Origin of the sequence: Siccirubricoccus sp. G192 (genome assembly GCF_019084075.1) — a bacterium.
Lineage (GTDB): Bacteria > Pseudomonadota > Alphaproteobacteria > Acetobacterales > Acetobacteraceae > G192.
Genome location: NZ_JAHREN010000001.1, coordinates 4,866,966 through 4,878,648 on the forward strand (window position 1 = coordinate 4,866,966; position 11,683 = coordinate 4,878,648).

Below are 11,683 nucleotides of genomic sequence, written 5' to 3' on the forward strand. Positions count from 1 at the left end.
GCCCAGCCATGCGGGGTTTGCCCATCATCGCCACGAATCCGATACTGTGCGCCGCCAAGGAGGCCCCCGTGAACCCGATCCAGCATATCCGCCGCTACCAGGACCAGTTGACCGAGTGGCGCCGCGACTTCCACGCCCATCCGGAAACCGGCTTCGAGGAGCAGCGGACCAGCGCCCTGGTGGCCGAGCGCCTCGCCGCCTGGGGCATCGAGGTGCATCGCGGCATCGGCGGCACCGGGCTGGTCGGCGTGTTGCGCAACGGCAACGGCGACCGCGCGGTCGGGCTGCGCGCCGACATGGACGCGCTCGACATGCCGGAGGAGAACGAATTCGCCCATCGCAGCCGGAACCCCGGCAAGATGCATGGCTGCGGCCATGACGGGCATACCACCATGCTGCTCGGCGCCGCCCGCTACCTGGCGGAGACGAAGAACTTCGACGGCACCGTGCATTTCATCTTCCAGCCGGCCGAGGAGGGCCAGGGCGGCGCCCGGGCGATGATCGCCGAGGGGCTGTTCGAGCGCTTCCCCTGCAACAGCGTCTATGGGCTGCACAACCGGCCGGGGATGGAGATCGGGCATTACGGCATCCGCGCCGGCGCCATGATGGCCGGCGCCGCCTTCTTCGACATCCATGTGCATGGCAAGGGCGGCCATGGCGCGCGGCCGGAGAGCACGATCGACCCCGTGATCTGCGGCGCCCAGATCGTCTCCGCCCTGCAATCCGTGGTGGCGCGCAACGTGCCGCCGGCGGATACCGCGGTGGTGAGCGTCACCGGCTTTACCGCGGGCCAGGCCTACAACGTCATCCCGGAACGGGTGGCGCTGCGCGGCACCGTCCGCACCTACCGGACCGAGGTGATGCGGCTGGTCGAGGCGCGGATGCGGGCGCTGGCGCTCTCCATCGCCACCGGCTTCGGCGCGACCGCCGAACTGGCCTTCCGCGAGATCACCGTGCCGGTGCTGAACAGCGAGGCCGAGACCACGCTGATCGCCGATGCCGCCGCCGCCATGGTGGGCGAGGCGCATGTGGACCGCCAGCGCCCGCCGGTGATGGGCTCGGAGGATTTCTCCTACATGCTGGCCGAGCGGCCCGGCGCCTATATCCTGGTCGGCAACGGCTTGGGCGAGGCCGGCGGCTGCGAGGTGCACAACCCGCGCTACGACTTCAACGACGCCGCCATCCCCTATGGCGCCGGCATCCTGGCCGCGGTGGTGGAGCGGGAGATGCCGCGGCTGAAGGACTGATCCGGCGCCGCCGGCAGGATCGAGGCCGGCGCCGCCGACATGATCGAGGCCGGCGCCGCCGACATGATCGAGGCCGGCGCCGCCGGCAGGGCGGCCCCCGCGCGGATCGCGGCGCGGGGGCTTGCCTATCGGCGGCCCGCCAGAAGCGTGAGCATGAGCACCACGACCAGCGCGACCATGGCGGCACGGTGCTGGGCCACCCATTCGAGAGCCTGTTCCAAAGCGGCTGCCCCCCAGGCGCGGCGGCATGTCCCGGCCCGCCGCCTTCCCTGACGGGTTCTGACGCCTTCAAGCCTGTCACGCAACGGCCGGCGCCGGCCGGCGTTGCGCCATGGCGGCCGATCCCCGGCCGCTGCTTGCGGCGGAACCCCGGCCCGGATGTCAGATTCCCCAAACCCTGCCCCACGCCGCGCCCTCGCCGCGGCGGCCACGCCCGGCTCCGGCATGCAGATGCTGCAGGGCGCGATCATCGCCATCGCGGTGCTCTATTTCGCGCGTGAATTGCTGATCCCCCCTTGTGCTCGCGGTGCTGCTGAGCTTCGTGCTGGCGCCGCTGGTGCGGGTGCTGCGCCGCATCTCGGTGCCGCGCGCGGCCTCGGTGCTGGTGGTGGTGGTGCTCGGCTTCGCGGTGATCTTCGGCATCGGCACGCTGATGGCGCGCCAGGCGACCAGCCTCGCCGCCAACCTGCCGAGCTACCAGGCCACGATCACGGCGAAGCTCGATGGGCTGCGCGGCTCCGGCGGCCTGCTGCAACGGCTGAACGGGGTGCTGGCGGAATTCGGCCACCGCGCCGGCACTCCGGAAGGCCCGCCCGGCGATGTGCCGCGGCCCGCCTCCCCCCTCGCCCGCCCGACGCCGGGCGAGCGGCCGATCCCGGTCGAGATCCACAGCCCCGACCCGACATCCTTCGAGACCCTGCAGCACCTGGCGGAACCGCTGCTCGGCCCGCTCGCCACCACCGGCATCGTCATCGTCCTGGTGATCTTCATCCTGCTCTACCGCGAGGACCTGCGGGACCGGCTGATCCGCCTGGCCGGCGCCAGCGACCTGCACCGGACCATGGCGGCGATGGACGACGCCGCCTATCGCCTCTCCCGCTTCTTCCTGGCGCAGACCGCGATGAATGCCTGCTTCGGCCTGTTCATCGCGACCGCGCTCTGGCTGATCGGCATCCCGAACCCGCTGCTCTGGGGTTTCGTGGCCGGGCTGATGCGCTTCGTGCCCTTCATCGGCGTCTTCGTCGCGATCGCCTTCCCGGCCCTGCTCGGCCTGGCGGTGGACCCGGGCTGGGCCACCCTGCTCTGGGTGCTGGCGCTTTTCGGGGTCAGCGAGATGGTGATGGGCCAGGTCTTCGAGCCCTGGATCTTCGGCCATTCCACCGGCCTCTCGCCCATCGCCGTCATTGCCGCCGCCACCTTCTGGACCTGGCTCTGGGGGCCGATCGGGCTGCTGCTGGCGGTGCCGCTGACGGTCTGCCTGGTGGTGCTCGGCCGGCATGTGGAGCAGCTGGAATTCCTGGAGGTCATGCTGGGCGACAGCCCGCCGCTCGACCCGGAGGAAACCTTCTACCAGCGGGCGCTCGCCGGCGATGCCGATGCGCTGGCCGAGCAGGTGGAGCGCTGCCTGAAGGAGCAGCGGATCACCGAATACCTGGATGCGGTGGCGCTGCCGGCGCTGCGCCTGGCGCAGACGGATGCGCAGCGCGGCACCCTGGCGCCGGAGCGGCTGGAGACCCTGGAGCGCAGCGTCCTGACCCTGATCGAGGATCTGGAGGAGGCGGAGGAGGCCGAGGCGAAGCCGCCGGAAGGCGAGGAGCCGGGCGAGGAAACGATGCCCTTGCCGCCCGCCTGGACCACGCCGGGGGCAGTGCTCTGCATGCCCGGCCGCGGCCCCTTCGACCCGCTGCTGGCCGCCATGCTGGGCCAGGTGCTGACCCGGCGCGGCTTCGGCGTGCAGATCGGCGGCGCGGCGGCCGGGCCGGCGGCGCCGCCCCGGCTGCTCTGCCTCTGCCTGCTGGAGGGCGGCAGCAGCACCGCGACCGCCCGCTACCTGCTGCGCCGGGCGCGGCGGCGGCTGCCGGGCGTGCCGGCCCTGGCCCTTGCCTGGGCGGTGGAGCCGGATGGCAGGCTGGCCGCGGCGCTCCGGGCCGAGAGCCAAGCCACGCCGCTGCTGCTGGCGACCAGCCTGGTGGAGACCCTGGACCTCGCGGTGGAGGCCGCCGGCAGCGACACCGTGCCGGTCTTCACCGCCCCGGCGCCGCAGCCCGCGCCGCCGGCCGCCTCCCCCGCGCTGCTGCCGGGGGGGCCGGCGCCAGGGCTGGCCTAGAGCAAACCGCAGCCCGGTTGGAACCGCGGCCTGCTCCAGCGGGTCGTTTCAGGGAGGAATTAGCTTGTGATTCCGCCCTGCGGGGGGCACAAATCGTTGCGCGCGGCATTTCCGAATTGCCGGAGCATTCGATCCGGCAGGGCGAATGGGAGCAGCACGATGAATATCACCTGGAGGCTTGGGGGGGTTCGCCCTTGTCATGCTCGGCCTGACCGCCTGCGAGCCGTCGAAGGAGACCGGCCCACTCAGCACCATGCCGACCGGCACGAACGAGTCCATACTGCGCCAGCAGCAGCTTCGGAACATTCAGCAGGATCCAAGCCGCGCCATGCAGAACCCGACCGTGACCGGTGTCTCCCCAGGCGTCGGCGGCATTGAGCGCGCACCGACGGGCGGCACGGGCGGCGCCGGGGCTGGCTACCCGGTCGGGGTGAACCCAGGCGTTGGCGGCATCACCCGCGCACCGGGAATCGGCGCGCCGACGCGCTAGAGCATGATGCGTTCACCTTCGTTCACGCATCATGCTCCAGGCCTTTGTTTGATCGCGTGATTCACGCTTTTCGGTGCGAGCACCTCAAGCGATCACGCTCTAGCGCAGGCCGCCGTCCCAACTGAACCGCGGTCTGCTCCATAGCGGATTGCGTTCCTTCCTGAACGCCAATCCGCTGTGGTTCCTTATGTGCAGAGCAGATTCGCGCTCCCGGACGTTCACATCCGTCCGCGGTCTGCTCTACAGCGGCGTGCCGAATTGGTGGTTCGGCACGCCGCTGTAGCCTGTTGTTTGTAGAGCAGATTCACGCCTCCGGACGGTTCCGCCCTGCGGCGATCCGCTCTAGCTTCCGACCGGCCGCTCATCGGCGATGACCTTGCCATCATTCGGCAGGCTGCCCGGCGCCAGGATCTCCACCGCGCCGCGCAGCTTGGTCACCGCCTGGAGGCTTTGCGCCACCGCCTCCCGCAGGGAGTCGTCGCCGCTGGAGGCTTCGGCGCGCAGCAGCATGGCGTCCTGCTCGCCCGCGCGCGTCACCACCAGCCGGAGCCGCGCCAGTTCCGGGTGACGGCGGGCGATCTCGGCCAGTTGCTCCGGCCGCACGAACATGCCGCGCACCTTGGCGGTCTGGTCGGCCCGGCCACGCCAGCCGAGGATGCGCATGTTCGTCCGGCCGCAAGGCGAGGCCCCCGGCAGCACGCCAGAGAGGTCGCCGAGCGCCAGGCGCAGGATCGGGTGGTGCGGGTCCAGGGTGGTGACCACCACCTCGCCGATCTCACCCTCCGGCACCGGGTCGCCGGTGCCGGGGCGGACGATCTCCAGGATCACGTCCTCCTCCACCACCAGCCCCTCGCGGGCCGGGGTTTCATAGGCGATGCAGCCGAGATCGGCGGTGGCGTAGCACTGGAAGGCCGCCACCCCGCGCCCGGCCAGTTCCGTCTGGAGCGAGGGCGGGAAGGCGGCACCGCTGACCAGGGCCTTGCGCAGGCAATCCGCCGGCCGCCCGGCCGCCTGCGCCGCATCCAGCAGGATCTTCAGGAAATCCGGCGTGCCGCAATAGGCCGCCGGCCGGTACTGGGCGATGAGGTCGAGCTGCTGCTCGGTCTGCCCCGGCCCTGCCGGGATCACCGCGCAGCCGAGCGCCCGGGCGCCGCGGTCCATGATCCAGCCGCCCGGCGTCAGGTGGTAGCCGAAGGTGTTCAGCACGATGTCGCCGCGGCGGAAGCCGGCGGCATGGAGGGCGCGGGCCATGCGCCAGGGATCGGGGCCGGGACCCTCCGGCTCGAAGATCGGGCCGGGGGAGGTGAAGAGATGGGCGAAGCCGCCGGGCGGGCCGGCGATGAAGCCGCCGAAGGGCGGCGCGGCGCGTTGCAGCGCCGGCAGGTCGGATTTCCGCAGCAGCGGCAGCCGGGCGAGCGCGGCGCGGCTGGTGATGCCGGCGGGGTCGATGCCGGCGAGGCGTTCGGCCTGGGCGGGTGCCTGCATCGCCGCGGCGACGATGCCGGGCAGGCGGGCGGCGAGATCGGCCTCGCGCGCCTCGGCGGTGCGGGTTTCCCCATTATCGTAATAGTCGGCGTCGTAATGCTCGGCCATGGCGCAGCCCCCGGGAATTCTGGCCGGGGAGGTTACGCCGCGGCGAGTGGCGGGCGCCAGGACGGCGCCCGCCCTGCGGGGTCAGGCGCTCTCGTAGAGCCTGGTCAGGCTGAACTCCCGGTGGCCCAGCAATTCGGCCGCCGTCAGTTCGCCATCCGCGGTCCGGAGGATGCAATCCAGCAGCGCCTCGCCGGCATCGTCCATGTTCATCCGCTTCTGCAGCAGCCCGGTCACATCCACGTCGATATGCTCGCTCATGGTGCGCTGGGTGCGCGGATTGGCCGTCAGCTTGATGACCGGCAGGATCGGGTTGCCGATGACATTGCCCTGGCCGGTCGGGAAGGTATGCACCGCGAAGCCGGAAGCGGCGCAGAGCGTCACCATCTCGGCCGCCGCGCTGCTGCTGTCCATGAACCAGAGGCCGGGATGGGTCGGCTCCTCGGCCTTGTCCAGCACGCCATCGACCGTGCACTTCTTGCCGATCTTCTGGATGTTGCCGAGCGCCTTCTCCTCGATGGTGGTGAGGCCACCCTCGATATTGCCCTTGGTCGGCTGGCTGTCGCTGAGATCGCTGGTCTTGTGCGCCTCGATGACGCCCTGGTAGCGGTCGAACATCGCCTGGAACTGGGCGCGGATCTCGGGGGTCTTGCAGCGCTCGGCCACCAGATGCTCGCCGCCGGTCAGTTCCGTGGTCTCGCCGAAGACCAGCGTATTGCCGTTGGCCCAGAGCTTGTCGAAGCTGTTGCCCACGGTGGGGCAGCTTGCCAGGCCCGAGGTGGTGTCGCTCTCGCCACATTTGGTGCTGACCCAAAGCTCGGTCAGCGGCGCCTTGGTCTTCTTCAGCTTCGAGGCGTGCTTCACCATCTTGTAGGCGGCGCGGGAGGCATTGGCGATGGTGTTGATGTCGCCATTCTGCTCGATCGCGAAGCCCTCGACCGGCTTGCCGGTCTTGGCGATGCCCTCGACGATCCTGCCGGTCCAGCCCGGCTCGATCCCGATCACGATCACCGCCGCCACATTCGGGTTGCAGCCGGTGCCGATCAGGGTGCGGAAATGCAGCTCGAGGTCGGCGCCGATTGCAGCCGGCCATAGGCGTGCGGGATGGCCAGCGCGCCCTTGATGTTGTTCGCCACCGCCTCGCATGCGGCATTGGCCAGGTCATCCACCGGCAGGATGATGACGTGGTTGCGCACGCCCATGCGGCCGTTCTCGCGGCGCCAGCCCTCGAAGGCGGCGCCCTTCAGGTTCATGCCCATCTCAGCCGCTCCCTACCAGCGCTTGGTCTTGACGTTCTGCACATGCGCGTGCTCGCCGGCGCCGATATCGGCCACCGCGCGGCCGATATCCACGCCGTACTTGATGATGGTGTCGCCCGACTTGATCGGCTTGATGGCCAGCTTGTGGCCGATCGGGATGTTCGACTTCGCGTCGAACTCGATCATCTTGTCCTGGTCCATGATCCAGCCGGTGAGCTTCTGGCCAGAAGCCAGGCCCTCGACCACCACCACGCCCACGCTGTCGCCCTCGTCATGGACGACGAAGTGGATCGTCATTGCGCCCCTCCCTTCTCGCTCGGGTCCGGGGAAGCTAGGCGCCGGTTGACGGAAGGTCAACCAGATGAGTTAGATGACCTGCATGAATGCCGAACCGCCGCTCTGGCGCTCCATCCATGCCGCGCTGGAACAGGACCTGGCCGCGGGCGCCTTCCCGCCCGGCACGCCGCTGCCGGCCGAGCGGTTCCTGGCGGAACGCTTCGGCTGCGCCATCGGCACGGTGCGCCGCGCGGTGGATGAGCTGGTCGCCGCCCGCGCCCTGGTCCGCCGCCAGGGCCGCGGCACCTTCGTGCCGGAGCTGGACAGCGCGGCACGGGTTCCGCGCGACGTGCCGGACCGCACGCAATTCTACTTCCTCCATATCGCCCGCGCCGATGGGCTGCTGGAGCCTCCGCGCACGGAATTGCTGGATTTCCAGACCCCCCCTGCCCTGCGCCCCCGACCATGCCGCCCTGCTCGGCCTGGAGGCCGGGGCACCGATGCACCGGGCACAGAACCTGCAATACCTGCAGGACCGGCCGGTGATGCTGGACGAGCTCTGGATGCCGGCGGGCCTGTTCCCGGGCCTCGATGCCGAGGGTTTCGCGGGGCGGGAGGGCACGATCTACGGCCTCTATCAGCGCCGCTTCGGCCTCTCCGTGCTGCGCACCGAGGAGCGGCTGCGCGCCGAGGCCGCCAGCCCTGACATCGCCGCCCTGCTCGGCCTGCCACCGGCGGCGCCGGTGCTGCGCATCCTGCGGGTGGCCCATGCCATCGGCGACCGGCCGGTGGAGCTGCGGCTTTCCTGGGTGGATACGCGGGAGCACGAGTACCGCAACAGCCTGGGGTGATCACACCCGCCGCACCGGCACCCACCAGGCCAGCGCGCTGCCCGCCGCCGCCAGCAGCGCCGCGCCGAGGAAGGCCGCGCGGAAGGCATCCGTAAGCCCGATGCCGAGCGCCGCCCGTTCCGCGGCGCCGAGTTGCGGCAGCAGCCGCGCCCCCTCCCGCACCAGGCGGGCGAAAAGCGCCGCCACCTCCGGGTCGCCCGCCGCCAGGCTGCCGAAGAGCAGCGCCCCCAGCAGCGCCGTGCCGATGGCCGCGCCGAGCGTCCGGAAGAACTGCACCGCCCCCGCCGCCGCGCCGAGCCGCGCCGCCCCCGCCGCCACCTGCACCGTGATCTGCGACACCGGATAGGAACAGCCGATCCCCATCGCCACCAGGCCCAGCAGCAAGGCCAGCGGCAGGTCCGGCAGCAACGGCGCCACCAGCGCCACCGCCACCAGCCCTGCCGCCCCCACCCCGAGCCCGATCGCGGCGAGCGGCGCCGCGACCCCGGTATGGGTCATCAGCCGCCCCGCCGTCAGCCCGCCGATCCCGCTGCCGAGGGAAAGCGGCAGCAGCAGCAGCCCGGCCATGGCCGGCGACAGGCCGCGCACGCTTTGCAGGTAGATCGGCAGGAAGCTCACCAGCGCCACCAGCGCGCCATGGGCGCAGGCAGTGAAGAGGTTGCTCCGCAGGATCGTGGGCTCCGCCAGCAGGCCGAGCGGCAGCAGCGGGTCGCGCGCCCGCCGCTCCTGCCGCAGCAGCAGCCAGAGCGCCATGGCCGCCAGCAGCGCCAGCCCCGCCGCCGCCGGCAGCGCCGCCACCTGGAGCCGCTGCAATTGCGACAGCGCCAGCAGGGCCGGGGCGACGAAGCCGGCGAAGAACATCACCCCCGGCAGGTCGAAGCGGAAGCCCGCATGCCGGCTGCCCGCCCCGCCCTGGTCCCGCTTCGGCAGCCGCAGCGCCAGCAGGAAGGCCAGGCCCAGCGCCGGCAGCATCACCCAGAACACCGATCGCCAGCCGAATTGCTCGGTCAGCCACCCCCCGCCACCGGGCCGAGCGAGGAGGCGAAGGTGAAGCAGGCGGCGATCCAGGCCTGGAAGCGGCCACGCTCCCGCGGCGGCACCGCCTCGCCGATCAGCGCCATGGTGAGGGTGGTGAGGCCGCCGCCCCCGGCCCCCTGCACCAGCCGCCCCAGGATCAGCCAGGCGAAGCTCCCGGCCGTGGCGGCGATCAGTGCGCCGAGCGCATGGACGCAGAGCGCCACGAGCAGCAGCCGGCGCCGGCCGAAGACATCGCCGAGCCGGCCATAGACCGGCGCCGCGATGGTGGCGGTGATGAGATAGCCCACCACCACCCAGGACATGCTCTCCACCGCCCCCATGGCGCCGGCGATGGAGGGTAGCGCGGTGGCGACGATGGTCTGGTCGATGGCGGAGAGGATGATGGCTGGCGCCACGGCGGGGAAGGTGCCGAAGAAGGCGGCGCGGAGCTCCGCCGGGCTCATGCGGGCGGGCGGGGCGGGATCGGGCGTGGCGTCGCGCGGGCTCATGCGTGGCGGCTGCCGCCGGCGGCTGCGCCGGCCCGATCCGCGCGCCCCCCTCGGGCGCCCTGTTCCGAAGGCGCTCACACCACGCTGTTCCGCCCCATCTCCAGGAACTTCTCCCGCCGCCGGGCGCGGAGCGTGGCGCCATCCAGCGCCAGCAGCGGCTCCAGGCAGGCCCAGACCTGCTGGCCCACCGCCGCGATCGCCGCCTCCGGGTCGCGCTGGGCGCCGCCCATGGGCTCCGGCACCACCGTATCCACCAGGTTCAGGCGGCGGAGGTCCTCGGCGGTGAGCTTCAGCGCCTCGGCCGCGGTGGGGGCCTGGGCGGCGTCGCGCCAGAGGATGCTGGCGCAGCCCTCCGGGCTGATGACCGAATAGATCGAATGCTCCAGCATCAGGATGCGGTCGGCGGCGGCCAGCGCGATGGCGCCGCCCGAGCCACCCTCGCCGATGATGGTGGCGACGAAGGGCACCGGTGCCTCCAGGCAGGCCTCGATGGAGCGGGCGATGGCCTCCGCCTGGCCGCGCGCCTCGGCCTCGATGCCGGGGAAGGCGCCGGCGGTATCGACGAAGCTCAGGATCGGCAGGCCGAAGCGCCCGGCCAGTTCGATGATCCGCCGCGCCTTGCGGTAGCCCTCCGGCCGCGCCATGCCGAAATTATGCAGCACCCGGCTTTCGGTATCGCTGCCCTTCTCGGTGCCGAGCACCGCCACGGCGCGGCCGCGGAACCGCCCGAGCCCGCCCACCACCGCGGCATCGTCGGCGAAGGCGCGGTCGCCGGCCAGCGGCGTCCAGTCCTCGATCAGGGCGCGGATGTAGTCGAGGCATTTCGGCCGGTCCGGGTGGCGGGCCACCAGGGTCTTCTGCCAGGGCGAGAGCCTGGCATAGGTGGCGCGGAGCAGCGACTGCGCCTTGTCGCGCAGCCGCCCCACCTCCTCGGCCACGTCGATCCCGCCGGCATCGGTGGTCCGCCGCAATTCCTCGATCTTGCCCTCGAGTTCGGCGAGCGGTTTTTCGAAGTCCAGGAAATGGCGCATCAATGGTCCCTTGGGCCCGCGGGGTTAGCGGAAACGGGGGGCCAGGGGAAGCGGGCGGAAGCGGGGGCGGAAGCGAGGCAGCCATGGCCGCAGAGGATTGGCGCGCGGCGAACCAGGCGAATTGGGATGAGCGGGTGGCGATCCATCTCGGCCCCGGCAGCAGCTACGACCTCGGCCCGCTGCGGGCCGGGCAGGGCCGGCTGGACGCCATTGTGGCGGCGGAGCTGGGGCCGGTGGCGGGGCTCCGGGTGCTGCACCTGCAATGCCATTTCGGCAAGGACACGCTGGTCCTGGCGCAGCAGGGCGCGGCGGTGGTCGGCCTCGATTTCTCCGCCCCGGCCATCACCGCGGCGCGGGGCCTGGCCGGGAAACTGGGCCTGGCCAACCGGGCGCGCTTCGTCGAGGCCGATCTCTACGACGCGCCCCGCGCCATCCCGGAGCCGGCCGGCTTCGACCTGGTCTTCGTCACCTGGGGGGCGCTGCCCTGGCTGCCGGATATCGCGGGCTGGGCCCGGATCGTCGCCGGCTTCCTGCGCCCCGGCGGCCGGCTCTACCTGGCGGAGGGCCACCCCGCCGCCTTCGTCTTCGACGACGCCACCGAGACCCCGGATGGCAGGCCCGGCTGGTTCGTCCCCTATTTCCAGCGGGAAGCCTTGGTCCTCGACGAGCCCGGCGACTACGCCGATGGCGCCGCCCGGCTGCAGCACCGCCGCACCCATACCTGGATGCACCCGCTGGCCGAGGTGCTGGGCGCCCTGGCCGCTGCCGGCCTCAGCCTGGACTGGCTGCACGAACACCCGCGGCTGCCCTGGCGGATGTTCCGGGGCCTGGTGCAGGACGCCGAGGGGCTATGGACCTGGCCGGATCGGCCCTGGCTGCCCCTGGGTTATTCCTTGCAGGCTTCATTGCAGGGCGGGCCGCCGCCCGCCGCCCCCGGCGCGCGCCCGGCCTGACCAGCCACGCGCGCCGGCCGGCTCAGCGCAGGCCGAGGAAGGACAGGACGACGAGGACGATCACGACGGCTCCAACGATCCAGACGATGTTGTTCATGGCGGTTCTCCGTAGCAGGTAGGGCTGCTCCGGGGTG

Annotated in this window: 9 protein-coding genes and 3 pseudogenes; 6 read left to right on the forward strand and 6 right to left on the reverse strand. The window is 71.8% G+C overall.

Features of this window, described 5'->3' with window-relative positions; all coding sequences use genetic code 11:
- The first annotated feature begins 68 nt into the window (after positions 1 to 68).
- The 3 genes from KSF81_RS23550 (at position 69) to KSF81_RS23560 (ending at position 4,063) form a co-directional block, all read left to right on the forward strand.
- Positions 69 to 1,247: a M20 aminoacylase family protein gene (locus KSF81_RS23550; RefSeq protein ID WP_309139660.1), complete on the forward strand. Its 1,179-nt coding sequence runs from the start codon at positions 69 to 71 to the stop codon at positions 1,245 to 1,247.
- Between the two features lie 517 nt (positions 1,248 to 1,764).
- Entirely contained in the window at positions 1,765 to 3,573 is a 1,809-nt protein-coding gene (locus KSF81_RS23555) for an AI-2E family transporter (protein WP_217381038.1), read from the forward strand.
- Positions 3,574 to 3,772: 199 nt separating this feature from the next.
- Positions 3,773 to 4,063, forward strand: a complete 291-nt coding sequence (locus KSF81_RS23560; RefSeq protein WP_217381039.1) for a hypothetical protein — start codon at positions 3,773 to 3,775, stop codon at positions 4,061 to 4,063.
- Between the two features lie 342 nt (positions 4,064 to 4,405).
- Here the strand turns inward: KSF81_RS23560 and KSF81_RS23565 are convergent, their stop codons facing one another.
- The 4 genes and pseudogenes from KSF81_RS23565 to KSF81_RS23575 form a co-directional block, all read right to left on the reverse strand.
- The gene (locus tag KSF81_RS23565; RefSeq protein WP_217381040.1) at positions 4,406 to 5,656 is read right to left on the reverse strand and encodes a phenylacetate--CoA ligase family protein; all 1,251 of its coding nucleotides are present in this window, start codon (positions 5,654 to 5,656) and stop codon (positions 4,406 to 4,408) included.
- Between the two features lie 81 nt (positions 5,657 to 5,737).
- Positions 5,738 to 6,520 carry a hypothetical protein gene (locus KSF81_RS23570; RefSeq protein ID WP_375293377.1) on the reverse strand — a complete coding sequence of 261 codons (783 nt, stop codon included), beginning with the start codon at positions 6,518 to 6,520 and terminating at the stop codon, positions 5,738 to 5,740.
- A gap of 45 nt (positions 6,521 to 6,565) precedes the next feature.
- Positions 6,566 to 6,912, reverse strand: a pseudogene (locus tag KSF81_RS32435) (UxaA family hydrolase); the annotation flags it as partial.
- A 12-nt stretch (positions 6,913 to 6,924) separates the two neighbouring features.
- Positions 6,925 to 7,209 carry a UxaA family hydrolase gene (locus KSF81_RS23575; RefSeq protein WP_217381041.1) on the reverse strand — a complete coding sequence of 95 codons (285 nt, stop codon included), beginning with the start codon at positions 7,207 to 7,209 and terminating at the stop codon, positions 6,925 to 6,927.
- A gap of 82 nt (positions 7,210 to 7,291) precedes the next feature.
- Here KSF81_RS23575 and KSF81_RS23580 point away from each other — a divergent pair.
- Both KSF81_RS23580 and KSF81_RS23585 read left to right on the forward strand, forming a co-directional pair.
- Positions 7,292 to 7,489: pseudogene (locus KSF81_RS23580) on the forward strand (GntR family transcriptional regulator); the annotation flags it as partial.
- A 94-nt stretch (positions 7,490 to 7,583) separates the two neighbouring features.
- Positions 7,584 to 8,039, forward strand: a complete 456-nt coding sequence (locus KSF81_RS23585) for a GntR family transcriptional regulator (protein ID WP_217381042.1) — start codon at positions 7,584 to 7,586, stop codon at positions 8,037 to 8,039.
- Here KSF81_RS23585 and KSF81_RS32440 read toward each other — a convergent pair.
- Positions 8,040 to 9,565: pseudogene (locus tag KSF81_RS32440) on the reverse strand (MFS transporter).
- Between the two features lie 74 nt (positions 9,566 to 9,639).
- Positions 9,640 to 10,596, reverse strand: a complete 957-nt coding sequence (locus tag KSF81_RS23600) for an acetyl-CoA carboxylase carboxyltransferase subunit alpha (protein WP_217381043.1) — start codon at positions 10,594 to 10,596, stop codon at positions 9,640 to 9,642.
- 83 nt (positions 10,597 to 10,679) lie between these two features.
- Between KSF81_RS23600 and KSF81_RS23605 the strand changes: the two genes are divergently transcribed.
- Positions 10,680 to 11,549, forward strand: a complete 870-nt coding sequence (locus KSF81_RS23605; protein ID WP_217381044.1) for a bifunctional 2-polyprenyl-6-hydroxyphenol methylase/3-demethylubiquinol 3-O-methyltransferase UbiG — start codon at positions 10,680 to 10,682, stop codon at positions 11,547 to 11,549.
- The last annotated feature ends 134 nt before the right edge of the window (positions 11,550 to 11,683 follow it).

Coding starts and splice junctions, on each gene's coding strand:
- KSF81_RS23570 (WP_375293377.1), bottom strand. CDS start 6,520: ATGGTGAAGCACGCCTCGAAGCTGAAGAAGACCAAGGCGCCGCTGACC.
- KSF81_RS23585 (WP_217381042.1), top strand. CDS start 7,584: ATGGGCTGCTGGAGCCTCCGCGCACGGAATTGCTGGATTTCCAGACCC.
- KSF81_RS23600 (WP_217381043.1), bottom strand. CDS start 10,596: ATGCGCCATTTCCTGGACTTCGAAAAACCGCTCGCCGAACTCGAGGGC.
- KSF81_RS23575 (WP_217381041.1), bottom strand. CDS start 7,209: ATGACGATCCACTTCGTCGTCCATGACGAGGGCGACAGCGTGGGCGTG.
- KSF81_RS23565 (WP_217381040.1), bottom strand. CDS start 5,656: ATGGCCGAGCATTACGACGCCGACTATTACGATAATGGGGAAACCCGC.
- KSF81_RS23560 (WP_217381039.1), top strand. CDS start 3,773: ATGCTCGGCCTGACCGCCTGCGAGCCGTCGAAGGAGACCGGCCCACTC.
- KSF81_RS23605 (WP_217381044.1), top strand. CDS start 10,680: ATGGCCGCAGAGGATTGGCGCGCGGCGAACCAGGCGAATTGGGATGAG.